Here is a 23,117-nt window from a genome sequence, read left to right as displayed (position 1 = left end):
GTGGCAAGTCAGGGAATTGAAATTGCAAAAGCAAATAACAATGGTATTGTCAGCCTTTCATTAAAAGGCTACATGGACATGAATTCTTCGCCTGATGTTCGCGAAGTGTTAACCCAACATTTTGGTGGAGGTACCAAGGCAATTATTGTCGACCTTTCAGAAGTGCCTTATATCGACAGTTCCGGTATTGCGACTTTGGTGGAAGGATTGCAGTGGAGTCACTCAAGTGAAAAAAAGTTTCGTCTGGTTGGACTCACACCGACAGTGAAAGATATATTCGAAATCGCCCGGCTTCTGCAGGTGTTCGAAGTGTTTGGCACTCTCGAAGAAGCAACTCAGGGAGTTTAGAGAAAAAGGCAGAACCAACGGCTGAACGTATCCAGAAGTGTTCAACCGTTCGTCCTTCTTTTTTCCATTACATATAAGCGGGGGTTACCCTTGGTCCGCAATTTTTTCGGCTTTATTGGGCGGAAAAGTTTCCAGCTCAATGATTTTTTTCTCGATTTTTTTCGCGAGGTCAGCGGACTCTATTACCTCACGCGCGAATCCCTGTACGTCACTTTCATTGAACCACTGAGAGGCAAATCCAACAAGTGGGGACCGATCTGGATCCAGATGGAAGAGGTCGGTATCAAGTCAACGACCATTGTGTTTCTGGTCGCTTTTTTAATTGGTGTTATTCTCGCCTTCCAGACCGCCTACCAATTAGCTCGTTTTGGTGCATTGAACTTTACGGGGGCTCTCGTCGGAGTCGCGATGACCCGCGAACTCGGGCCCCTGATGACTGCGATTGTTATGGCAGGAAGGGTGGGTGCCTCTTTCACAGCAGAAATGGGCACCATGAAAGTGGCCGATGAAATCCTGGCTCTTGAGACCATGGCACTCAATCCGATCAAGTTTCTCATTGCCCCAAGGTTGATCGCCATTCTCATCATGCTACCGGTGTTGACTGTGATGGCCGATTTCATGGGCATGCTCGGCGGCTTTTTAATCGGTGTCACAACACTTGGCATCGACCCGGTGCCCTACATCGACAACTCTATCGAATCGATGAAGCTGAAAGATGTTGTTACGGGACTCATCAAGAGTGGCGTGTTTGCTATCATCATTGTGATGGTTGGCAGCTACATGGCGTTTATTATTGAAGGCGGTGCGGAAAAAGTCGGTCAAAATACGCGGTCCGCTGTAGTTGTCTCCATGGTCCTCATCATTATTGCAGACCTATTATTCACCACACTGTTTTTCTTCATCACGTAGGGATATGACAGAAGGCGATAAAAATTTAATGTATTTCAATCCGGATGAAGTAGAACCGCCGGACAGGAAACCTGAGGAAAAACCGGCAAGGAAACCGGAAATCATGATGGAACTGCGCGATGTTTCCAAGTCTTTCGGGGAAGGCGACCAGCGCATGGTGGTACTGGAAGGGTTTAATGCCACTTTTGAAAAAGGACAGGTAACATCCATCATGGGAGGCTCCGGCAGCGGCAAAAGTACGGTTCTCAAGCACATGATCGGGGCGTACAAACCTGATACTGGAAAAATTTTCGTCGACGGGGAAGACATCACGGGGTACAACCAGAAACAGATGGACTCAGTACGAAAGAAATTTGGGTTTATGTTTCAGAGCGGGGCGCTGTTCCAATCGATGTCGGTTGAAGACAATGTCGCTCTTCCATTAAGGGAACACACCGACCTGAATGAAACTACCATCAAGATCATGGTGAAGTTGAAACTTGAAATGGTAGGGCTGCGCGGTTGTGAACATCTTAAACCTGCGCAACTTTCAGGAGGCATGATCAAACGTATCGCACTGGCTCGTGCCATAGCGCTTGATCCGAAAATCGTATTTTATGATGAACCTTCTGCAGGGCTTGACCCCATTTCCATTGGGGTGATAGACAAACTTATTGTCGACCTGACCAAGAAAATGGGGATTACAGCAGTAGTGGTCACACATGAGCTTCCTTCAGCCATGAGGATTTCTGACAAAATCATCATGTTGTTTAAAGGAAAAATAATTTTTGAAGGGTCTCCCGAGGAAATAAGAAACAGTGAAGACCCCAGAGTACAACAATTTATTAACGGCAGCCCCGACGGGCCGATTCCTTTCAGCAAATCCCAGGTGGATTTGGGTGAAGAACTCAAACAAATGAACTTCCTATAACCTTATGGAATATAAATCAAAAGAAGTCAAAGCCGGTTTTTTCATCGTTCTCGGAATAATCACGCTGGGTGGTTTCATCTTTATGCTGGGAGACGTTAAACATCTGCTGGATGAAAGAAAAAATCTCACGATTATTTTTGACTACACAAGCGGACTCCAGGTGGGTGCCACCGTGCGATATGCCGGACTTGACGTCGGAAGGGTTCAATCCATCGGCCTGTCAAAACTGTCTGCGGATGAAGGCAAAGATAATATTGCCGTTGTTACCGAAATCGATCCGAAGATTCGGATCAAAAAGGATTCCCGCGCCAGTATCAAAACAGAAGGACTCATGGGAGCTTTTTATGTAGATATCCGGCCTGGAACCCGGTCCGGTAAACCCCTCGGGCCCCAGGAACCTCTGGTTGGCCTGGCTTCTTTTGAGTTCGACGAAGTAGGGGACATGGTCACGGAAGTCGTTGCACAGGTAGTACGATTCACTGATCTTACCGAGGGACTCATCGACGATTCACGGCAAACTCTCGAAGAGTTGCGCAACACCATTCGTCATGCGGACATGGTGATCATGGATAACCGCATATCTACGAAAAAAGCGTTTAAAAATGTCGAACGTATCACAGGGGAACTTGCTGAAACGCTGGAACAGACTGGCGGAGATTTCAGGGAGACTCTTAAAAACACAAAAGAGATCACGGCCAAGACCAACCGGATTCTCGACAAAAAACAGACCAATGTCGAAAGCATCATCGACCAGACTGACAACCTCACGCGTGACCTTGAACTGTTCATGGCAGACAGCCGCCCGGCACTGACTAATCTCATCAAAACATTGGAATCAGATTCACCTGAACTGTCTTCCAACATCCGGTCCGCAGCAGTCAATTTTGACCAGACCATGCAACAGAGCAACGCCATTCTTGTCGAAAACCGGCGCAACCTGTTACTGATGCTGAAGAATCTCAAGACCACTACCGAAAATTTGAAAGGTTTTACAGAAGACTTAAAACGCAATCCATGGAAACTGGTGAGAAAATCAGACGAGTTGCCCCCCATCGCGCCTGAAAAGGCAAAAGCTGACCGCAAAGACCATCTGCGGATGAAACGACTCGACAAGGTAGAGGATTAAATGAAACGGGGATTACATTTAAAACGGGTTTTGAGCCGGGCTCTTGCTATCAGCCTGCTGGCCTTAAACACCACCGCCTGCATCGTCATTCCGCCACCGATTGAGAGCAACTTCAATCGCGGTGTTGAAGCTTATGACGAAGGAAAAATTGCCGACGCGATTCGTTTCTACAAACTCGCCTTGTCGGAAGACCCTTCAAACCACTTCGCGCGTTATAACCTTGCTGTCGCTTATCAGGACCAGGAGAAATACGACCAGGCGGCTGAGCAATACCAGCTCGTCTTGAAAGACCATGAAGACACAAACAGCCGCATCAACCTCGCCACCATTTTGTATGCCAAAGGAAAAACGGAAGAGGCTATCAACCAATTGCGTCAGGCTGCGGAAAAAAACCCGGATGACCCCAATCCCTTAAGTGTACTCGGCCATTACCTTGAAGAGTCCGGGAAACATGCAAAAGCCATGCAGGCCTACCGCGATGCTCTCGCTATTGATGAGAAGCATGCGGCAACCCATTTTCGTAAAGGCCGCCTTGAAATCACAATGGGACGACACAATGCCGCCCAGGACTCTCTTATTAAAGCCGTGGAACTGGACGACGAAAAACCTCCTTACCTCGAACTACTGGCAGATCATTATTTAAAACATGATGATCATCTGGCAGCCATCGATATGCTGGAGCGGGTTGCTGTGCTGGAATCTGACCGGATTGAAGTGTTTATCCGGCTGGGCGACCTCTATAAAGGCCTTGGGTACCACCGTCAGGCGGCTGATCGTTACTGGCAGGCACTGGGCATTGAACCGGACAACGCCTACGTTCATCGCATGCTGAAGGATATGTTCGAACACCTCGCCGAGGAAGAACGCAAGAAACTGGACGAGCTCGACAAAACCCGCGCGGTTGCCCAGACGCCCTCCTCCTGATTTCCATTACAACAAGCTTCTCAAAACCTGCCGACATTTTCAGCTAATCCCTTAAATCTTATAAGCTGCCATTGGTCTGGACAACAGTCACGATTCTCGCAACGGGATGCTTTTAGAGGGTTCTTCCAGAATTGTTTGGATGGTAGTACTTCGGTAAACATCTTCCATCAGTTTAATTGAATAGTTGATTTTTTTGTGAAGGGCGCATAAGTTTTTGGAATGAGCCCCTAGTTTCAAAGGACACTTTTGAATTTGCTTTATCGGGTCCACAGCATTGATGACGGTCAATAGCTGAGTCTGTTCTGCTGGAGAGCTTAAATGATAGCCTCCGTTGACTCCTCGTTTGGAATAAACCACTTCTTTTTTCGCCAAAGCATGTAACACCTTGGAAAGATAAAATTCCGGGACCTTGGTCGCTACTGCAATCTCGGCAGTTGTCATGGGTTTATCAGAGTTTTGTGCCAGTGAGACTACGGCTCTCAGGGCATATTCTGCAGTCTGGGAAATCATGGATCATTCTCCGGATAAAAAGCTATGGATATCTATAATACCAAAACCCGATATATAGTCAATTAAGGATAAAAAGATATTGACATCTTTAATAGAGGGACGTATATTAGAATTAATTAAGGATAAAAACCTCTTTTTATCCTCATTAAGGAAAATATTATGGAATCTAGAATTTCAATCAGTAACAGCAAACGGGAAGATCTCGACTCTCCAGAAAACATCAAGGTTCTGGTCGACGCCTTTTACACGCGGGTTCAACAAAATGAAATCCTCGCTCCGGTATTTGATCAAACCATAAACGATTGGTCGGAACACCTGCCAAAAATGTATCTGTTCTGGGAAAGTCTGCTTTTCGGAACTGGGGAGTACTCAGGAAATCCTTTTCAAAAACATGTGGTGTTGCCTATTGAAGCCCAGCATTTCCAAACCTGGTTGCAGCTATTTTTAAAAACCGTAGACCAGTATTTCGAAGGGGAAAAAGCAAACCAGGCAAAAGAATCGGCAAAAACTATTGCAAAAATTTTTCAACGAAAAATGGGAATAGCGTCTTGAAGCTTTCATTATTGCCATTAAGCTGATTATTAATAAAGGAGAAAAAACAAACCAAATTTTTTCAGGAAAAAAGCAGATTGACTGTCATTAAATCGATTTCAAAAGGAATGAAACCATGAACACAAAAATAAACCAAAAGATCTTGTTCTTGTTATTTTCTCTGATTCTTTTAAATCCCGTTTCAAATGTATGGGCTGGAATTGCGGCTAGCCTGAGTACTGCGCCAGAAGTTCCCGCTCCCGTGGGAAATCGCTCACCTCAAACCGTGACGGTAAAGTTTGAAGCCAAGGAATTTAAGGGCCCCCTTGCTGAGGACGTTCAGTATGAATTCTGGAGTTTCAATGGAACGGTTCCAGGGCCAATGGCGAGAGTCAGGGTGGGGGATGTTGTGGAATTTAATTTGTCTAATGCCAATGAAAACACCCAGCCACATAATATTGATATTCACGCAGTCAATGGGCCAGGTGGTGGAGCCGCTGTCAATACGGTAAACCCGGGCGAAACCAAAACCTTCACTTGGAAAGCTCTTAACGCCGGACTCTATATTTATCATTGTGCAGCAGGTTCAATCGTAGACCACATTGCCAATGGAATGTATGGATTGATTCTGGTTGAGCCGGCAGGTGGGTTGCCCAAAGTCGACCGGGAATATTATGTTTTCGAAAGTGAATTTTTTGCATCGGATCCTGAAAATGGTGTGGCTGCCTTTGATCTGATGAAGGGGCTTGAGGAACATCCAACCTATGTACTTTTTAATGGTCGGGAAGGAGCTTTGTTGGAACAAAATGCGCTGAAAGCCAGGGCGGGTGAAACTGTCCGTATTTTCTTCGGAAACATCGGACCCAATGGCATCTCTTCTTTTCATATAATCGGTGAAATTTTCGATAAAGTCTATCACGAAGGAAGCATTGGAGGATTGGTTAACAAAAACATCCAGACCACTCTGGTCCCTTCCGCTGGTGCAACGATAGTTGAATTCAAGGTGGACAATCCCGGAACCTATGTTCTGGTAGATCACAGTATTTTCCGTGTGGCTAAAGGCTCAATAGGCCACCTGGTAGTCGAAGGGAAAAAGGATAGTTCAATATTCAAGGAAGGAAAAAGCACTAAATAGGGAGCTATCAATTTTGAAATGCCTGGCGGGGATTTGATTTCCCGCCGGGCACTTAAAAAAACGACTCAGATATTTCAGAAAAACGGGGAAGATTAAATGGAACATTCCATAGAAACAAGCTATTTCGCTTTGAAAGCGCACTATCGTTTTACAGAAGAAGACGAAAATCGGCTGTTCCAGTTGAAACCCACCATGGAATCTCATGTAGATGAATTTATTGAAGGATTTTACGAATTCATTTGGGGCTTTGGGAAGACTTCAGAATTTTTGAAGAATAAAGAGGTTATAAAACGTCACCGCGGAAAAATTTCTGAATGGTATCTGGATCTTTTTATAGGTGAATACGATATTCGGTATTTCTCCAAGCTCTATAAGATAGGGGAAATTCACGTCAAGCTGGGACTTCCAACTCATTATGTGAATGCAGCATTTAATTTTGTCCGGGTTTTTACCTTGGAGAAAATTCAAAAAACATTTGGAAACGAACCCGGTTTAATAGAAAAACAAAAAGCCGTTGAAAAAATACTCGATATCAATCTGGATGTCCTGACCAGCTCATACAGGGAAGAAGAAATAGGAAGATTTTTATCTCTATCCAATATTGAAAAAACCTTGCTCAGGTCTCTAAAAAAAATCAGTGAGTATTTTAATTTTATTCTTGCAGGAGCTTTGGTCCTGGTAGCACTATTTTCAATTGGGCTGTTTGTTTACGATGTGTACCTTTTATTTGCAACCAATATTCCCATCGAACAGGGAATCCTAACCGTTTTAGGGAGTCTGTTGATATTGTGGGCCGCCATCGAATTAATTCAGGAAGAAATGAAACATCTTCGAGGGGGAAGCTTTGCCCTGGAGGCTTTTATCGCACTCGCCATTGCCGCTTTGATCCGAAAGGTGTTGATATTTTCCCTTTCTCCAGAAAAGACGTTCGACGTTCTTATGTATGGCGCGCTGGTTCTTTGTCTCGGAGTTTCTTATAGACTGATTATTCAAAAACAAGACCTGAAAGGAAATTGATTCCCGATTCAAACCGGTTTCAATATTTATTCGGGAGGCTTTATGTTCATGACAGGCTATACCAAGTTCAAAATTATATACCCCGTAGTCATTCTGGTTTTGCTGTTGTCCATCACCATGCCCCCTCCTCTTTTTACACAGGCAAGGGAAGAAAGCTTTTTACACCAACCATGGGGATATGAAGGGGGAACAGGACCCGAGCATTGGGGAGAAATGGAGCAGGATCATGAAAAACATCTGATGTGCCGGGAAGGCGTTCATCAGTCACCAGTCGATTTGCGCAATGTTCAGGGATTGCACCTTTCCAGATTAAATATCGATTACTCAGTGTCCCCAATACAAATCACAAATAACACACACACCATCCAGGTAAAATATCAACCCGGAAGCTTTATCGTATTGGGTGATGAAATTTTCGAATTGATTCAGTTTCATTTTCATCATCCCAGTGAACATCTGGTCAATGGCAAGAAATTTCCCATGGAAATTCATCTTGTCCATAAAACACAGGACAATGAATACGTCATTATTGCGGTCCTGGTAGAGGCTGGAAAATTTAATCCATGGGTACAAACAATTTGGGACCGGATTCCAACCAAAATTGACAAGGAAATAGTTTATGAACATCAAATGATTTCGGCAAACAACCTTCTTCCTCAATCCAGGGAATACTCCCATTATATTGGATCCTTGACCACTCCCCCCTGCACTGAAAATGTAACCTGGTTGGTCCTTGAAGAGCCTGTTGAGTTTTCAGAATCTCAGCTAAAATATTTCAAAAAATTTATTGACCACAATGCACGCCCGGTTCAGAAACTACACCATAGAATCATTGTAAAACTGAGATAATAAGACAACCAATAGCAGAAGGAGGCGTTCTAACAGTTCCACCAGAAAGGGACAACCTGCCAGCGCTCTGCTTACACTTTCCCGGCTTTAATATTTTAGTTGTTTAAATGGACGGAGACGACTTTCGAAACGCCGTGTTCTTCCATCGTCACTCCGTACAACGTATCAGCAAAACCCATGGTCTTCTGGTTGTGAGTGATGATAATAAACTGCGTATCGCCTGAAAATTCCTGCAACATTTCCTGGAAACGCACCACGTTGGCTTCGTCCAGCGGAGCGTCGATCTCGTCAAGCAGGCAGAAGGGGCTGGGCCTTACTTTGAGCAAGGCAAAGATGAGGGCAATGGCGGTCATGGTTTTTTCGCCGCCGGAGAGGAGGGTGATGTTGTGCATGGACTTGCCGGCAGGGCTCGCCGTGATGTCCACACCGGATTCCAATGGATTATCCGGGTTATCGAGAGACAACTCAGCTTTACCGCCCTGGAACAGGCGCGAGAACAGATGCTTGAAATGTTCGTTCACTTTATTGAATGTATCCAGAAACAATTGCCGCGTGGTCTCGTCAATTTTTTCGATTGTCTCATGCAGGGTCTGGATCGATCTTGTCAGATCCTGTTCCTGCTCGTGCAAAAACAGATAGCGCTCGTTAGCCACCTGAAAATCTGACAAAGCCGCCAGGTTCACATCTCCCAGCTTCCTGATTTTTTCCTTCAGCTCTGCGATGCGCTTTGAGGCCGGGTTTTCATCGACCTCTTCAAACGTGCCGTGCATCAATTCTTCGCGGTTGACGGAAAAATCCTCAAATGCTTTTTCTTCCAGGTGGGTCGTCTGCAACTGGATCTCAGAGCGTTTGGATTCAATTTTAAAAATTGATTCGCTGAGTTCCTGAACTTCCTGGTGCAACGTGCGGGTTTCTTTTTCCTGCGCGGCAAGTGACTCTTCCTGCCCATGCAGCTCGTCTTCTCCCTGCACAATATCTTCTGACAACGTGTCTTTATCACGGGCCTGGGTCAGAATGGTCTCTTCCGCTTCGGCGATGATTTTTTCGCAGTCTTCTATCTTGTCGCGATTGAGCCCCTGTTCACCTTCGCGTTGTCGTATCCGGTGTTTCAGATTTTCCTGTTGCTGTTGCAGGCGTTTGATCTCGTTCAGAACCGTTTCACGCTTTCCTGTGAGTGAGGTCACCCACACCTGCACCTCATGAATACTGGAGTTTATTTCTTCCAGCTTCTGGCGATGCTGTTCTGATTCCGTTTTGAGTTCTGCCACGCGGGTTTCATACTGCTGCTTGTCGGATTCCTCCTGCTCCAGTTCGCGAAGTAATTCCGTATGTCGCGCTGTCAACTCCTCCCGCTCCTGCGCTGCAGACTTCCGCTCAAACGCGAGTGTCTCGAGCTTCTTTTGGAGACGCACATTTTCCTGCTGAAAACTTTCCAGGTCTTTCTGGCTGTGCGCGAGTTCAATTCGAGCCTGCTGGGTTTCTATCGTCAGAGATTCCACCGCCGATTCCGCCTGCGCCATCCGCTCATCCTGCCCAACAACCTCTTCCTCGGCCTGCAACATTTCGGCCTGCAGCACCTCGACCTCTTTGGACAGCAACTCCATTTCACGGTTTCGTGCCAGCGGCCCTTCGCCAGTTTCCTCAGTCACCCCCCCACTGACGATGCCAAGGGAATCGATCACTTCACCTTCAAGCGTGACCACCGTTCCCTGAAACTGTTCCTGCCCGTACAAATGCAATGCCGTATCAAAATCACGTACGATCACCACATCGCCCAGCAGATGATCAATGACCCCACTATAATCGTCAGTGGTCTGGACAAAATCCCGTGCCTTGCCGATCACGCCCGAATGCCCGTTGAGATACACCGGTGGTTTCGGTGCGGATTTTGGATTCATCGGAATGAACGTGCCACGCCCCGATTTGTTTTCACTGAGATAGCGAATCGCTTCGGCACTGTCGTTGTAGGAATCGACGATCACGCTGTTGAGCCGGTTACCCAGAACCGCTTCAACGGCCGACTCGTACTCTGCCGGCGCCTTGAGCACATTGCCCAGCACTTCGCGCAATCCCTGCATGCGGTCGCCGTTGCCATTGCCCATTAACGATTGGACACCTTCACCAAAACCCTCGAATTTTTTCCTGAGTTCCGTCAGCGAAGTGAACAACGACTGCTTGCCCATATACGCTTCTTTGGATTGCATCGCCTGGTTGCGCTTTTCCTTGGCGATTTCTTTTTCTTCAACCAACCGCTGTTGTGCCGCTTCATGCTGTTGCTTTAATTGATCAAACGCAGCTTCCTTACTCTGGTTGGAAATACGCGCCTCACCTTCCTGACTTATGGCATCTTCATTCAAAAGACGGGTGTCACTCTCCTCTTTCTCAAGGCTGGCCTCACGGCTTTCCAGGTTTTCCTGCCGCGTGACCAGTGCCGTCACTTCATTTTTCTTTTGCGATGTCCGGTGCCAGAGGTCGAGAACTTTCTTCTCCACTTCTTTTAGCTGCACTTCCGTCACTTGAAGTTTTTCTTTTTGCGCCGATTGCTCCTGGGTACGCGACTCCAGTTGTGTTTCCCGTTCGTTGATCTGCTCGCCAATGGCAGTCAGTTCGTTGCGCTGGGCAATCGTTTCCTGCTCATGCACCTCAATCTCCGTCAACATCTCAGTGATCTCGCGCTTGCCCGATTCAATATCCGTTCGGGCCTGCTCGATCTGCTGCTTCTTTAATTCGATGCGGTGTTCGTTCTTTCCAATAGCCTCGGACAATTCATGTCGTGTTTCTTTTTTGGCGTTGAGTTCGCCAACAAGAGTATCGATGTCGAACTTGAGTTGTTCAATGCGAGTTTCCAGTTCCGACAGCCTGGCCTGTTTGACCGTTTTGGTTTCAGTTTTCTGCTCTACCTCTACACCAATTTCTTCCAGTTCTTTCTGGAACCGGCGGATCTTCTGCGAGAACAGGCGCAGGGAAAGATCCTTCATCTCAATGTGGAATTGCTTATAGCGTTCGGCCTTGGAAGCCTGGCGTTTGAGCGATTCCACCTGCCGCTCCAACTCCTGCACGATATCTGAAATGCGGTCGAGATTCTGGCCCGCGGTGTCGAGTTTGCGCAGGGCTTCGTTTTTTCGCACCTTGAACTTGAGAACGCCCGCCGCCTCTTCAATCCAGATACGCCGGTCTTCCGGCTTGGATGTGACGATGTCCTGAACGTGGTTCTGCTCGATAACCGTCAGTACCTTGGGGCTGATACCCACGTCGAGAAACAGGTCGGTGATGTCTTTCAGTCGGCACGGAACATTATTGATGTAGAACTCACTCTCACCCGAGCGATGGTAGCAGCGCGTTACCTTGATTTCTTCAGAAGCGTTGGGAATGGTGGCAATCCGCAATCCTTCCGGCACATCCGAAAGGGTCATCGTCACTTCAGCCCGATTGACCGGTTTGCGGTGGGCGGTTCCATTGAAAATCAGATCGGCCACGCGGGTGCCGCGCAACTGCTTGGAACTCTGCTCACCAATGACCCAGCGAATGGCGTCCGAAATATTGCTCTTGCCGCAACCATTGGGCCCAACCACAGCGGTGAAGCCCTGGGTGAAATCGAGATGGGTGCCGTCGACGAAGGATTTGAAGCCTGCCAGCTCCAGGTTCTTTAAAATCATAAGGTTAACTCGGTGTGATGGAGGGTGAAAAACGCGCTCAGGTAGCTCTTGCGAGATTATCGCAACCGCAATCCCAAGTAAAGCAAATTATACCATGTGTTGTGGATTTATGAGAACGTACCACTATATATAGGGCTATCTGGGGTATACGAGGCGGCAAAACCCACTACTAATTGATTAATAAGGCGCTAACCCCACAGATGACAAAAACACTGCGGCCGGCCAACAAAAAAATTACAAATCCTCCGTGCTCGGGCCACGAAATTTCTGCGGGATGCAAACCTTGTGGGTTAGCAGTGGGGGTTTTGAAGTCAGCTTTTCCGCTGTCACCCTGAGCTTAGAGGCTGTCCTGAGTTTGCCGAAGGGAAGGGGGCAGTGGATGCTCATCTCGCCTGAGGACCTTGAAAACCCCACGCCAGGGACATTCTGGTCTTTAAAAAACGGCAAATTTTGGATGTCATTCTGAACGCCACTGAAGAATCTCGCCTTTGCTTTATTAAATAATGCCACACTGAGCTTAAAGCCTGTCTTGAGCTTGTTGAGAATGCGGCTGTGGAGATTTGGTAAAAATAACCACCTTGCGCAAACGAAGCGTTACAATCTCCCTGCTTCGCGTCCCTCTTTAAAAGAGGGAATATTAAATCCCCCTTATAAAGAGTCTGTCTTGAGCGCAGTCAAAGGAGGGCTGGGGGATTTTCTTTTAGTTGTTTAAAGGGAGGTGTGGCATTGGGAAAGCCTTTTTCCACCTGTCCCCTATCCAGTTTTTTAATATATAATCAATTCCGTTTTGGGAAAAATGGTGACCGCGAAAAGGGATTCCCATGGATGAAAATTTCAGTCGTGAAGAGTGTATCCTGCTCAAACAGTACGAGGTTTCCATTGAGGATGAGCAGCATTACCGGACCCTGTTCCAGACCCGGGTCCATTTTTTCACTACCATTATTCTGGCTTTTTTCGGTGCCATCTTCCTGGCGGTGGGCCGGGCCGATAAAAATCATATGGTCTACGTGGGCCTGACTCTTGCCAGCGGCCTGTTGGTGATGGTGAGTCGTAACGCCAGCGTGGCCACCTACCGGATCAGTCAGCATTTTATGGAAAGCCTGGATGTTCGAGAAAAAATAGAAGCCATGCTGAAATTGAGACAAGCTGAACCGGAAAAAGGTCAACTGGGCCAATTACCTCAATTGGACTATTGGCAATGGGACCCCTTGTACTCCAAAAAATGGTCGGTGAAGGATCCCAAAAAAACCGGACCGGATGCCCCCTATGCTTCACAATATTATGAACACAGTCGCACGATCTTTAATGCGTTCATGGTCGCAGGGGTGTTCATCTTCCTCGCGATTGTCGTCGACTGGTTAAATTTCTACCGAGGAATTCCATGAGTATAAAGTTCTACGGTTACAATAAGTGCGGCACTTGCCGCAAGGCGAAGAAAGTTCTCGAAGGCACGGGCGTGAAATTCCAGGATATCGACATCACGGAAACACCGCCGCCCAAGACAGTTTTGAAAAAGGCGATGAAGACCCGTGGCATGAAAAAGCTGTTCAACACCAGTGGCGTGCAATACAAGGAACTGAACATGAAGGACAAGATCAAAACGATGACCGAGGCCCAGGCGATCGACCTGCTGGCAGGCAACGGTCGGCTGATCAAGCGTCCCATCACGGTAGACGGCGACCGCATCACGGTCGGGTTCGACGAAAGCGAATTCACTTCCACCTGGGGTTGATCGGTATTCATAGACCCTCTGTTAATTTTAAAAGAGGTGGTGGTTTGGCGAGCCCTCTTACAAGTTCAGAACAGGCTCCACGCCTGCACCTGGCCCGCACCTGTTTTCTTGGCCATGCGCAGGCACTGGCCAGTAATATTTTTTGTGATGTCCTTTTATGAACCTTGAGCTCATCATGTCGCGCCTGGTTTCCGAGCATCCGGTGGAAATCGAGAATTCGGTCACTCCCCACCCGCAACTGGCGGCGGTGCTGGTCACCCTGTTTCATAAGAGCGGTAAACCACACGTGCTGTTGATCCGCCGTTCGGGGAACCTGCGGTCCCACGCTGGAGAAATTTCCTTCCCCGGTGGCGTTTATGAAAATGCCGACGAGTCTTTGCTGAACACGGCTTTGCGCGAAACCCATGAGGAGGTCGGGCTGGAGTTGCAAGAGGAGAATGTGGTCGGGCGTCTGCCAACGGTTTTCACCCTGACCGAGTTTAATGTGTCACCCTTTCTCACGTTCCAGGTTTCACTGCCAAGACTCAAGCCCAACCCCGGGGAGGTCGATGAAATAATTGAAGCCCCGCTCGCGCCTTTGTTCTCGACCATGCAACGCGATGTCGGTTTCAGACCTGAACAGGATATGTGGGAGTGCTGGTTCCGGGAACACCGGATATGGGGCGCAACGGCCCGCATCCTGCGTCACATCTCAGGATACATTTAAGGGCAACTATGAACGAAATCAATATATTGTTTCTGGCTCCGCACTGGCGCGTTACCTTGATGCGTGCGTTTCAGGATTCCTGGTCCAAACGTCAACTTCCGGGCCGACTGCTCGGTGCCGACAGCGACGAACAGGCCGGTGCCTTGCAGGTGCTGACTGAGTCTTTCACGCTACCTGAATTTTCCGATTCCACCTGCCTGGATGAATTACGCGATTTGTGCAAACGGGAAGCGGTGAGCGTTATTTTTCCACTGACCAACAAGGCGGTGGATTTTCTTGACACCAATCGAAAGGTACTAGGAGATTACATCAGCTATATGCCTCCTGCTGAAACGGTTGCCGTCTGTCACGACAAATTCGAAATGGCGGAACGTTTTCAGGAAGCTTCATTAAATGTTCCCCCCACTTTCCTGGCCGATGCCCTCCCGGATGATATTCCTTTTCCCTTGATCACAAAACCACGCCATGGCGAAGGCAGCCAGAATGTTCATCGGGTGGAGTCTGCGGAGGATCTCGAATATTTCCGACAGAAATTTCCGCAACATGTTTTTCAAAAGTTTATCGAAGGAACCGAATTCAGTATCGACTGGTTTGCGAATCGCAAAGGGATACCCCGTTTGATATCCCCGCGTGAACGTCTGACGGTGCGGGGCGGAGAAGTGATGAAAAGCAGAATCGTTCTGCTTCCAAAAATCATTGAGGTCGCACGTGCACTGGGCGATACCCTGTCACTGACCGGCCCGGCTACCCTTCAAGGCATCCTCGACGATGAAGGACGTTTCTGGCTGACCGATATCAACCTGCGTTTTGGGAGTGGATACGTGCATTCCATCCTTGCTGGGGCAGACATCCCGGCGTTGATCCACGGTGAGCTCTCCGGAGTCCCCGATTCAGCCGGAGAATACAGCGTCCGCGATGGGTCGATCATGGTGCGCTATCCCGGCCACCTCATTCTGTGACTCGCGCTTTACAAACCTGACAAGCCATCCTATAGTGGCAGCATACAAATCCCCGGAACACATCTTATGGAACCAAAGGATCGTTTGATTTTTGCTCTGGACGTGCCCGACCTGAACGAAGCGGTGCGCTATGCGAAATTGCTCAATGGAGCGGTGGGATGTTTCAAGGTTGGCCTGCAATTGTTCGTGAGTGAAGGGCCTGCAGTGTTGAAAGCCATTCGCGACCATTCCGATATCGACATATTTCTCGACCTCAAACTGCATGACATCCCCGCGACGGTTCGGTCCGCCGTGAAATCGGCTACCAAGCACAACGTTCAATACCTCACGGTGCATTGTGGAAGCGGCCTCGACATGTTACGCGCCGCGGCCCATGGCGCAACCGGCAGTTCTCTAAAATTGCTGGCAGTGACCGTATTGACCAGTTCAGGCTCGGTTGATGTTTCCGGTCAGGATCCTTCGATCAAGGATATGCAACTTGCCAACCTCGTGCTGGACCGCGCCAGGCAGGCTCAATCCGCAGGGTGCCACGGTGTTGTTTGTTCCGGGCAGGAAGTATCCCATGTTAAAAGCGCCGTGCAGAATAAAATCATTGCCGTGGTTCCAGGCATCAGGCCTGATTGGGTCCATATTTCAAAAGACGACCAGAGCCGTATCACGACCCCGGCACAAGCCATATCCAGCGGAGCCGACATGATCGTTGTAGGCCGCCCCATCCGCGATGCGGACGACCCGAAAGAGGCTGCCTGCCGGATTGTCGATGAAATCGCCGAAGCCAACACACCTGCGAGCTAAATTTCGATGACCACTTTCGCCCAGTTTATTTACCTGCTCTCGTTAGTGATGTGGATTGGTTCGATTATTTTCTTTTCGTTCTTCACAGCTCCCGTCGTGTTCAAACAATTAGAGCGACCCCAGGCCGGCGAACTCATCAGTGCCATTTTCCCCCGGTATTACAAACTTCAGTACGTCTGCGGCATTCTCATGTTTATCTGCCTGTTTATTCTCCAGAGAGGTTCCCTGAATCCGAACTGGTTTTTCCTGGCCATCATGCTGGTCTGTTCGCTTTACGCCGGACAGGTGGTCAATCCCCAGGCCCGCCAATTAAAAGAAAAAATAAAGGCGGCTGGTGGAGAGGATGAAGCTCTTGAGGCAAAGTTTAAATCCCTGCATTCCCTGTCAGTGAAGTTGAACAGCACCGTATTGTTCATGGGACTCGGCATGTTGTGGATTACGGCCATGCATTTAAAAATGTGATCACCAGCCATGACAGGCTAACCGCTAGTGTGCAGACACCACAATTTGAGCGGACTTTAAAATGATTTCTATCAGCCAACCAACACCACCGCACACTGCTCTTTAATCTGCCATGGAAAAGGATTCCGTTTCCTCATCGACTGACCCTCTTCCCCGCATTCGTCCCTTTTACACCACAACCAAATTTTTAATCTGGCTGTTGATCGCCCTTTTTGTTTTTTCTTACGGCTGGCGGGTAACAGAGATCAATCCATCTGCCCTGTTAAAAGATGCGCATCTGGTCCGCCCACTGGTGATCGCCCTGCTACAGCCCGAAATCCTCGTAGCCAAAACCAGTTCGAAACAATGGGAAGTTCCCTTCCACCTCGAGCGGGACATGGCGTTCGGGTTCGGCGCACCGTCTGATCCCATACCTGAGGAAACAACTGAAGTCCTCAGGCTTTCGCCTCCAAGAGGAGCGGTGGGTGATGCGGTCTCTGTGCAAGGGAGTGGATTGAAAGCGAACAGTAAGGGGCAATTGTTCTGGATCAACTCGGTCAACCAGGAGTTCCCCCTGGAAGAAATCACGACCGATGGACAGGGCCATTTCGAAAGTGTGGTCACTGTCCCGCCGATTGCACGCAGTGAAAACCAGAAAGTACGGCTGGTGCTGGCCTGGTCCAGTGGAGGCTGGGCGGTGAGCAAGACGTTGCAGCTCACGCTTGAGAAAATTGTCGAGACGATTTTTCTTGGATTGATGGCAACCACGCTGGCTGTGATTCTTGCGATACCGCTCAGTTTCATGGGTGCGCGCAATTTGATGACAGGAGTACTGCCGCGAGGAATATATTACAGCGTTCGTTTCCTGTTCAATATCCTGCGGTCCGTGGAACCACTGATTATGGCCATTTTGTTTGCCGTGTGGGTGGGGATTGGTCCGTTTGCAGGTGTTTTAGCGCTGGCCGTTCATTCAACGGCAGCGCTGGGTAAATTATTTTCGGAACAAATCGAATCGATTGATCCCGGTCCGGTGGAAGCAATTACCGCCACCGGGGCAAAACCCCTGCAGGTTGTGTTGTATGGCGTGGTGCCGCAGGTGGTGCCGCAGTTTCTGGCATTGATGTTTTATCGCTGGGACATCAATATCCGAATGTCCACCATCATCGGGTTTGTTGGTGGTGGCGGGATCGGGTTTTTACTGCAGCAATGGATCAACCTGTTGCAATACCACAAAGCCGCAACCGCGCTGTGGTCGATAGCCTTGGTCGTCATCACGCTGGACCTCATCAGCGCCCGCATCCGCGAAAAAATCACGACGGTTTAGAGAAGATACTTAGCCTCAACATATCAGGGTATTCATAATGGCCAAAAAAATATTTTCTTTGATTGAACAATTAGATTCATTTGCTACGAAACACAATTTGGACCTATCAACGGAAAATGGTATCAAAAAACTTCCTTCCATACTTGAAAAAGAAACCCGCGAAATAAGAAATAGTCCAACGTTTGTTTATGGAAAAAGGACTGAGAATATTTTTTTTGAAATGGTAAAAGAATTAAAAGCTGTAGCCTTAATACAAAAATTAGACGAAGAAAAATATTTTTCAGCGGACAATATTCAAATACCTGATTTCAAAATAATATTAAAAAATGGGGAAAAATACTTTATCGAGGTTAAAAACTTTTCTCCTAAAACCCAAAACAAAAATGTAAAAACCTTTCAGTATAGTTTTACCAAAAGCTATATTTCAAAAATAAAAACCTATTCAAAAATAACCGGCTCTCCAATTAAAATTGCAATTTACTGGAAAAAATTAGGTAAATGGAGTCTAAACAATCTTGGTGATTTTAAACTTCAACGGGGAAAATATACACTTGAAATGTCTGTAGCCTTCGAAAAAAATCATATGTTTGAGTTAGGCGACAAGGCGGTAGCAACTACAAGTCCCTTAATATTTCGGATAAAAATAAAACCAGAAAATTTAAACATAAACAGAAAAAATGAAAAAGTTTCAGCCAAAATTACTGGAATATATTTAGTTTCTACTGAGGGAATTATTAGGAACAAAGAAATTGAGCGTTTAGCTTTTTATTTGTTCTGGTTCGGTACTTGGAAATCACCAAAAGAAGAACTTTTAATTACAAACGGTAATTTGGTCGGGTGGGATTATATTTCTGTGCCTGAAGAAAAAATTACGGATCAACCTTTTCAAATTATTGCTTATTTAAGCGATCTCTATACAAATATATTTTTTTTCCAAACTGAGGGGCAATCCAACCTTCCTAAAATGACCTCACTAAAAGGCTTACCCTCCTTAGATAAAATTTTGCCTAACGAACCGTTTAACAAGGGCCTGCCCTTGTGGGTTTTTGAAATAACCCCAAAGCAAAGTTAAAATATCCATCGCACAAAATGTCATCACTTACCCTATAAATGTTGATTAAAACCACCTATTCAGGATCCACCAGATATTCGCTGCCGGGGAGAGGAGTGGTGGGTGTGACAACGTCCATGGCTTCATGGGCATGAAAATGGTTCTCTTCCGGGAAACCAAACTCATCGGGATTCATCGTGTGCTCGTAGCCATGCATCTGCATCAGGAAAAAAAACACGCCTGCGGCAGTGATGGCGTGGTTGGATGCGAAACTGATCTGCAAAAAGGATTTGGCACGTCTCCATTTATACAAGAGGGCCAACAGGATACAAAGCTCGCCGATCTGGCCGAGTTTTATGCCGAAATTAAATAACAGAATTCTGAGGATGATGCCTTCATCGCCCAAGGGCAATTGCTGCAATCAGGCTTTTAAAAAAGAGAACTTTCGTAAATACAAAAAATAAAAGCCAAGGCGAGATTCTTCGTGGAGTTTATTCTGAGCTAAGGCGAAAGATTCTGAATGGCTAAATGGCATTTTAGTAACTGCAAAGCCTCAAATCCCCCTGCTACGCGTCCCCCTTCGTGGAAGGGGGAATATTGGATAAGAGGTAAAGTTTTCAAGAATCGCTGTCACGTCTTTTAAGAATAATTATTCGCGTTCTTGAATGCGACACTTTAAATCAAAGAAATGTCATTCTGAGCGAAGAGAAGAATCTCGCCTTGGACCTTTGTTGTAGGAATTATGCAAAGCTCTCTTACCAGAGAGGTTCCTGTTTTTTCGATTTGGCTTGAACAGGCGGTTTCGGGTGCGACGGTTCAACTCGACGCGACATCACCGGTGGCGCTGCTTGTGGCGCACGAACCGGGTTGGCAGGTTTGGCAACCTGTGCAGGAATCGGCTGAGAGGGTGCTTCGTTTTGCGCCAGTTTTTCACCCTGGTACGGGTTTTGAAAAGGCGGGGCGACTTTGTTCATCGACCCAATAAAATCCATCGCAGTTTTGGGAATGCGTTTGAGTTTGCCTCCCATCAGGATCTGGTCGGCATTCATTGTAGTTCCATAGTAGGACCGGTTCTTGTCTTCATTCGGCTGGACAACCGTTCCTTTTAAGGACACGCCACCAAACAAACCTTTACTGCGCGAGTAGGAATAGATTTCGCCCTGCATGAGGATGTCTGCTCCTGCTTCGGCATAGCGTCCGACGGGGCCGGCAGTAAGCGCGATGTCGCCACCGAGCGTAAAATTATCCTTCAACAATCCCTTGATACCGCGCTCGGACATCACCAGAAGAACCAGATCGATGGCCTGGGCTCCTGCCTGAAAACCAAAGCTGGCTCCAGCGGATGTGATGAAAGAAGGCGGACCCCATTTACCGGTATATGGATTTCGAACTGTGGCGATTCCTTCACCATAGCGGGCACCCAGCATGAAACCGCCCTTCAGCAAAGTCGGGATGACCACGATGGCTTTCGCTTTCTGGAGGAGTTTAGTAGGGATAGCCACGTCAGGGGCATCCTGCATATCCTTCAGGACCTCGACCGCCTCATTAAGTAATTCGTGCTTCTCCGTGTGCCAGGCGGAGGCAGTGGAGGTGAATAGCAAAACGAATAACAATGTGAGTGCGGACAAGCGCATGACCCATCTCCTTGACATTACGGGGAACAGCTCCCCCAGATTAGTATTTTACCTAGAATACAGCATTAGATATTAAAAAACAATAAGTTATGGGATTTATTGCGAAGTTTAATTTCAATAAATTTAAACAAATTAACAAGCTGGTGCAGGTTGATAAAATTCCCAGGATAAAAATTTAAAAAGCACTCCAGGCGGAGCCAGCTGGTTTTTGGAGAATCCCATCAGTTGTCCCTTGTTCCCTGCAACAATCCGCCGTATTCTGCACCTCATGAAAGTCGAAGATGTCACATCCTATTTTGCAGAAGACGGACGCCTGGCCCAGCGCATGTCCAATTTCGAAAGCCGTTCGGAACAGGTGGCCATGTCTGAATCCGTCATGCGTTCCCTGATGGAGGGGGAACACCTGATGGTTGAGGCAGGGACCGGGACGGGCAAGAGCCTGGCCTATCTGGTTCCGGCTATTCTCTGGGCTGTCGCGAACGATAAAAAGGTCGTGGTCTCCACCTACACCAAAACCTTGCAGGAACAAATTCTCAATCACGACATTCCCCTGCTCAGGGAAACCTTGCCGATTCCGTTTCGTTACGCCCTGTGTCTGGGTAACGAAAATTATCTGTCCCTTCGCAGAATGAAACGCGCCGCTCAAACGGGATTGTTCAACCGTTCTGAAGAAGACGAGCAACTCGACGACTTGTTCAGTTGGTCGCGGATTACCAAAAATGGCATCAAAAGTGAACTCCCTTTTGAACCGCTGCCCTCTGTATGGGAGGAAGTCGGGCGGCAAAAGGATTTGTGCCAGGGGAAAAACTGCGAAACCTATCAACAGTGTTTTTATTTTCGCGAGCGACGGCGGTGGTACAGCGCGCACCTGCTCGTGGTGAACCATTCCCTGTTCTTCGCCAATGTGGCTAATTCCGGTGCCGTGTTGCCCCGGTTTGATGCGGTGATCTTCGATGAAGCCCAGAATCTTGAAGAAGTCGGCACCAACTTCCTTGGCCTTGAAGTTTCCAATGCCTCACTCAATTATTTTCTGGACCGGTTGTACAACCCACGCACCAAACGCGGACGCGTCACCCACCTCCCCGACCGTTTAACTGTTGAAATCCGTAAACAGGTGATCAAGGTGAGACAGGCGGTAGATGCCTTCTTCGAAAACCTGTTCGACCAGTTCGGGCGCGGTGATCGCACCCTGCGCTTCCATCAGAAACCACAGATCAACAACACCCTGTTTCTTCCCCTGAAAGACCTGTACGAAATGTTCAAGGCGATCGAGCCGGAACTCGACACGGATGAAGATATACTTGAGGCCACGGCAGCAGCAGAACGATGTTTCGCCTTTAACAACACCCTCACGGCCTGGCTGAATCAGGATCTTGAGGACTACGTGTACTGGCTGGAAATCGCGCAACGCAAACGATACCCGCGGGCAACACTCAAAGGGGTCCCGGTCAATATCAAGGAGGAAATGCAAAAGCAGGTGTTCGATAAAACCGAACGCGTGGTCATGACATCGGCAACGCTTTCAACCAACCGTAATTTTGATTATGTGAAAGAACGACTGGGATTCGAACCTAAAGAGGAATCCATCCTGGATTCACCTTTTGACTACCCGAACCAGGCCATGCTTTACCTGCCAAAAGATCTGCCGGAACCCAATGAAGAGATCAATCTTTACGTCAACACGATGGCCGAGCGGATTGAGACCCTGATCGAAAACACGGGCGGAAAAACCTTCCTGCTGTTTACCAGTTACGATTTACTTAACCGTGTTTTCAAAATACTCGACCCAAAGTTATCGCACTATCCGTTGCTGAAACAGGGAGACCTGTCTCCTTCACGCATGCTGGACCGGTTCAAGCAGGAACCGTCCGTGATCTTCGGCACCAATTCTTTCTGGCAGGGTGTCGACATTCCCGGCGATGCCTTGAGTTCGGTGGTCATCACCAAGCTGCCGTTTGATGTCCCCACAGACCCCCTTGTAGAAGCGCGTGTGGAAGACATGAAAAAACGCCAGATCAATCCCTTCAAACATTTTCAGATTCCAAGGGCGATCATTCAGCTACGTCAGGGGTTTGGGCGGTTGATCCGCACGCGAACCGACCGAGGAGTGGTTTCGATACTCGACTCCCGTATGTCCCGGCGCGGCTACGGGCAACAGTTTCTGGATTCACTGCCCAATTGCTCACGCACCCAGGATATCAATCAAGTGAAACAGTTTCTCAATGGCTCTTTACCAAATGAGGACTCCCTTTAATCAGGAGACCTTTGGATATGTGCTTTCTAAGTGAAAACAATAAGGAGGCCGCACTTCGACAGGCTCAGCGTGACATATAGAATCAAAGCACTGTCATTCTGAGCACTTCGACTTGGCTCAGGATAAACTCCGCGAAGAATCTCGCCTTTGCTTTTGGTTTTAGAGTTATGCAAAGGTCTCCTTTCAAGGGGAAAGAAATAAATAGCTACCGAAAAGTTACGTATAATAAAATTTTTTGGGTTATGCAAAGCTCTCTTTAATTTGAAACTGCCTTTTACAATCACCCCCAATTTATATTTTCTGATA

General features: G+C 47.7%; 22 protein-coding genes. 18 read left to right on the top strand and 4 right to left on the bottom strand.

What is annotated here, in order from left to right; translation table 11 throughout:
• The 5 genes from G3M70_06545 (at position 1) to G3M70_06525 (ending at position 4,217) form a co-directional block, all read left to right on the top strand.
• On the top strand, positions 1 to 348 hold the full coding sequence (locus G3M70_06545) for an STAS domain-containing protein (GenBank protein QPJ61561.1): 348 nt from the start codon (positions 1 to 3) through the stop codon (positions 346 to 348).
• A gap of 114 nt (positions 349 to 462) precedes the next feature.
• Positions 463 to 1,257 carry an ABC transporter permease gene (locus G3M70_06540; GenBank protein QPJ63733.1) on the top strand — a complete coding sequence of 265 codons (795 nt, stop codon included), beginning with the start codon at positions 463 to 465 and terminating at the stop codon, positions 1,255 to 1,257.
• A gap of 103 nt (positions 1,258 to 1,360) precedes the next feature.
• A complete protein-coding gene (locus G3M70_06535) occupies positions 1,361 to 2,167 on the top strand; it encodes an ABC transporter ATP-binding protein (GenBank protein QPJ63732.1) in 807 nt (268 codons plus the stop codon).
• A 4-nt stretch (positions 2,168 to 2,171) separates the two neighbouring features.
• Positions 2,172 to 3,293 carry an MCE family protein gene (locus G3M70_06530; GenBank protein QPJ61560.1) on the top strand — a complete coding sequence of 374 codons (1,122 nt, stop codon included), beginning with the start codon at positions 2,172 to 2,174 and terminating at the stop codon, positions 3,291 to 3,293.
• Positions 3,294 to 4,217: a tetratricopeptide repeat protein gene (locus G3M70_06525; GenBank protein ID QPJ61559.1), complete on the top strand. Its 924-nt coding sequence runs from the start codon at positions 3,294 to 3,296 to the stop codon at positions 4,215 to 4,217. It begins immediately after the preceding gene.
• A gap of 87 nt (positions 4,218 to 4,304) precedes the next feature.
• Here G3M70_06525 and G3M70_06520 read toward each other — a convergent pair whose 3' ends face one another.
• Complete coding sequence (locus tag G3M70_06520) at positions 4,305 to 4,727, bottom strand: Rrf2 family transcriptional regulator (GenBank protein ID QPJ61558.1); 423 nt, start codon at positions 4,725 to 4,727, stop codon at positions 4,305 to 4,307.
• Positions 4,728 to 4,886: 159 nt separating this feature from the next.
• On the opposite strand from G3M70_06520, the gene G3M70_06515 reads away from it, so the two are divergent.
• From G3M70_06515 to G3M70_06500, 4 genes are all read left to right on the top strand, one after another.
• On the top strand, positions 4,887 to 5,279 hold the full coding sequence (locus G3M70_06515; GenBank protein QPJ61557.1) for a group III truncated hemoglobin: 393 nt from the start codon (positions 4,887 to 4,889) through the stop codon (positions 5,277 to 5,279).
• A gap of 115 nt (positions 5,280 to 5,394) precedes the next feature.
• Positions 5,395 to 6,393, top strand: coding sequence for a nitrite reductase, copper-containing (gene nirK / locus G3M70_06510; protein ID QPJ61556.1), 999 nt, complete (start codon positions 5,395 to 5,397; stop codon positions 6,391 to 6,393).
• A gap of 96 nt (positions 6,394 to 6,489) precedes the next feature.
• The gene (locus G3M70_06505) at positions 6,490 to 7,410 is read left to right on the top strand and encodes a hypothetical protein (protein ID QPJ61555.1); all 921 of its coding nucleotides are present in this window, start codon (positions 6,490 to 6,492) and stop codon (positions 7,408 to 7,410) included.
• 48 nt (positions 7,411 to 7,458) lie between these two features.
• Positions 7,459 to 8,259, top strand: a complete 801-nt coding sequence (locus G3M70_06500) for a carbonic anhydrase family protein (GenBank protein ID QPJ61554.1) — start codon at positions 7,459 to 7,461, stop codon at positions 8,257 to 8,259.
• A gap of 95 nt (positions 8,260 to 8,354) precedes the next feature.
• Here the strand turns inward: G3M70_06500 and smc are convergent, their stop codons facing one another.
• Positions 8,355 to 11,915 (bottom strand): chromosome segregation protein SMC, encoded by a 3,561-nt coding sequence (gene smc, locus G3M70_06495; GenBank protein ID QPJ61553.1) that lies wholly within the window; start codon positions 11,913 to 11,915, stop codon positions 8,355 to 8,357.
• Between the two features lie 821 nt (positions 11,916 to 12,736).
• On the opposite strand from smc, the gene G3M70_06490 reads away from it, so the two are divergent.
• From G3M70_06490 to G3M70_06455, 8 genes are all read left to right on the top strand, one after another.
• Positions 12,737 to 13,300 carry a hypothetical protein gene (locus G3M70_06490; protein QPJ61552.1) on the top strand — a complete coding sequence of 188 codons (564 nt, stop codon included), beginning with the start codon at positions 12,737 to 12,739 and terminating at the stop codon, positions 13,298 to 13,300.
• 2 nt (positions 13,301 to 13,302) lie between these two features.
• Positions 13,303 to 13,647, top strand: coding sequence for an arsenate reductase family protein (locus tag G3M70_06485; protein QPJ63731.1), 345 nt, complete (start codon positions 13,303 to 13,305; stop codon positions 13,645 to 13,647).
• 157 nt (positions 13,648 to 13,804) lie between these two features.
• Positions 13,805 to 14,353 (top strand): CoA pyrophosphatase, encoded by a 549-nt coding sequence (locus G3M70_06480; GenBank protein ID QPJ61551.1) that lies wholly within the window; start codon positions 13,805 to 13,807, stop codon positions 14,351 to 14,353.
• An 8-nt stretch (positions 14,354 to 14,361) separates the two neighbouring features.
• Entirely contained in the window at positions 14,362 to 15,312 is a 951-nt protein-coding gene (locus tag G3M70_06475) for an ATP-grasp domain-containing protein (protein ID QPJ61550.1), read from the top strand.
• A 66-nt stretch (positions 15,313 to 15,378) separates the two neighbouring features.
• Positions 15,379 to 16,107 (top strand): orotidine-5'-phosphate decarboxylase, encoded by a 729-nt coding sequence (pyrF, locus tag G3M70_06470; protein QPJ61549.1) that lies wholly within the window; start codon positions 15,379 to 15,381, stop codon positions 16,105 to 16,107.
• Positions 16,108 to 16,113: 6 nt separating this feature from the next.
• Entirely contained in the window at positions 16,114 to 16,569 is a 456-nt protein-coding gene (locus G3M70_06465; protein ID QPJ61548.1) for a DUF4149 domain-containing protein, read from the top strand.
• 112 nt (positions 16,570 to 16,681) lie between these two features.
• Positions 16,682 to 17,872, top strand: a complete 1,191-nt coding sequence (phnE, locus tag G3M70_06460; protein QPJ61547.1) for a phosphonate ABC transporter, permease protein PhnE — start codon at positions 16,682 to 16,684, stop codon at positions 17,870 to 17,872.
• Between the two features lie 37 nt (positions 17,873 to 17,909).
• A complete protein-coding gene (locus G3M70_06455) occupies positions 17,910 to 18,944 on the top strand; it encodes a hypothetical protein (protein QPJ61546.1) in 1,035 nt (344 codons plus the stop codon).
• Positions 18,945 to 18,999: 55 nt separating this feature from the next.
• Here the strand turns inward: G3M70_06455 and G3M70_06450 are convergent, their stop codons facing one another.
• Both G3M70_06450 and G3M70_06445 read right to left on the bottom strand, forming a co-directional pair.
• Complete coding sequence (locus G3M70_06450; GenBank protein ID QPJ61545.1) at positions 19,000 to 19,344, bottom strand: HupE/UreJ family protein; 345 nt, start codon at positions 19,342 to 19,344, stop codon at positions 19,000 to 19,002.
• A 334-nt stretch (positions 19,345 to 19,678) separates the two neighbouring features.
• A complete protein-coding gene (locus tag G3M70_06445; protein ID QPJ63730.1) occupies positions 19,679 to 20,551 on the bottom strand; it encodes a lipid-binding SYLF domain-containing protein in 873 nt (290 codons plus the stop codon).
• 274 nt (positions 20,552 to 20,825) lie between these two features.
• On the opposite strand from G3M70_06445, the gene G3M70_06440 reads away from it, so the two are divergent.
• The gene (locus tag G3M70_06440; GenBank protein ID QPJ63729.1) at positions 20,826 to 22,811 is read left to right on the top strand and encodes an ATP-dependent DNA helicase; all 1,986 of its coding nucleotides are present in this window, start codon (positions 20,826 to 20,828) and stop codon (positions 22,809 to 22,811) included.
• Positions 22,812 to 23,117: the final 306 nt, after the last annotated feature.

The organism is Candidatus Nitronauta litoralis, from assembly GCA_015698285.1.
Classification (GTDB): Bacteria; Nitrospinota; Nitrospinia; order Nitrospinales; family Nitrospinaceae; genus Nitronauta; species Nitronauta litoralis.
The sequence above is the reverse complement of the archived record's forward strand: the minus strand, read 5'-3'. Positions and strand labels throughout refer to the sequence as shown.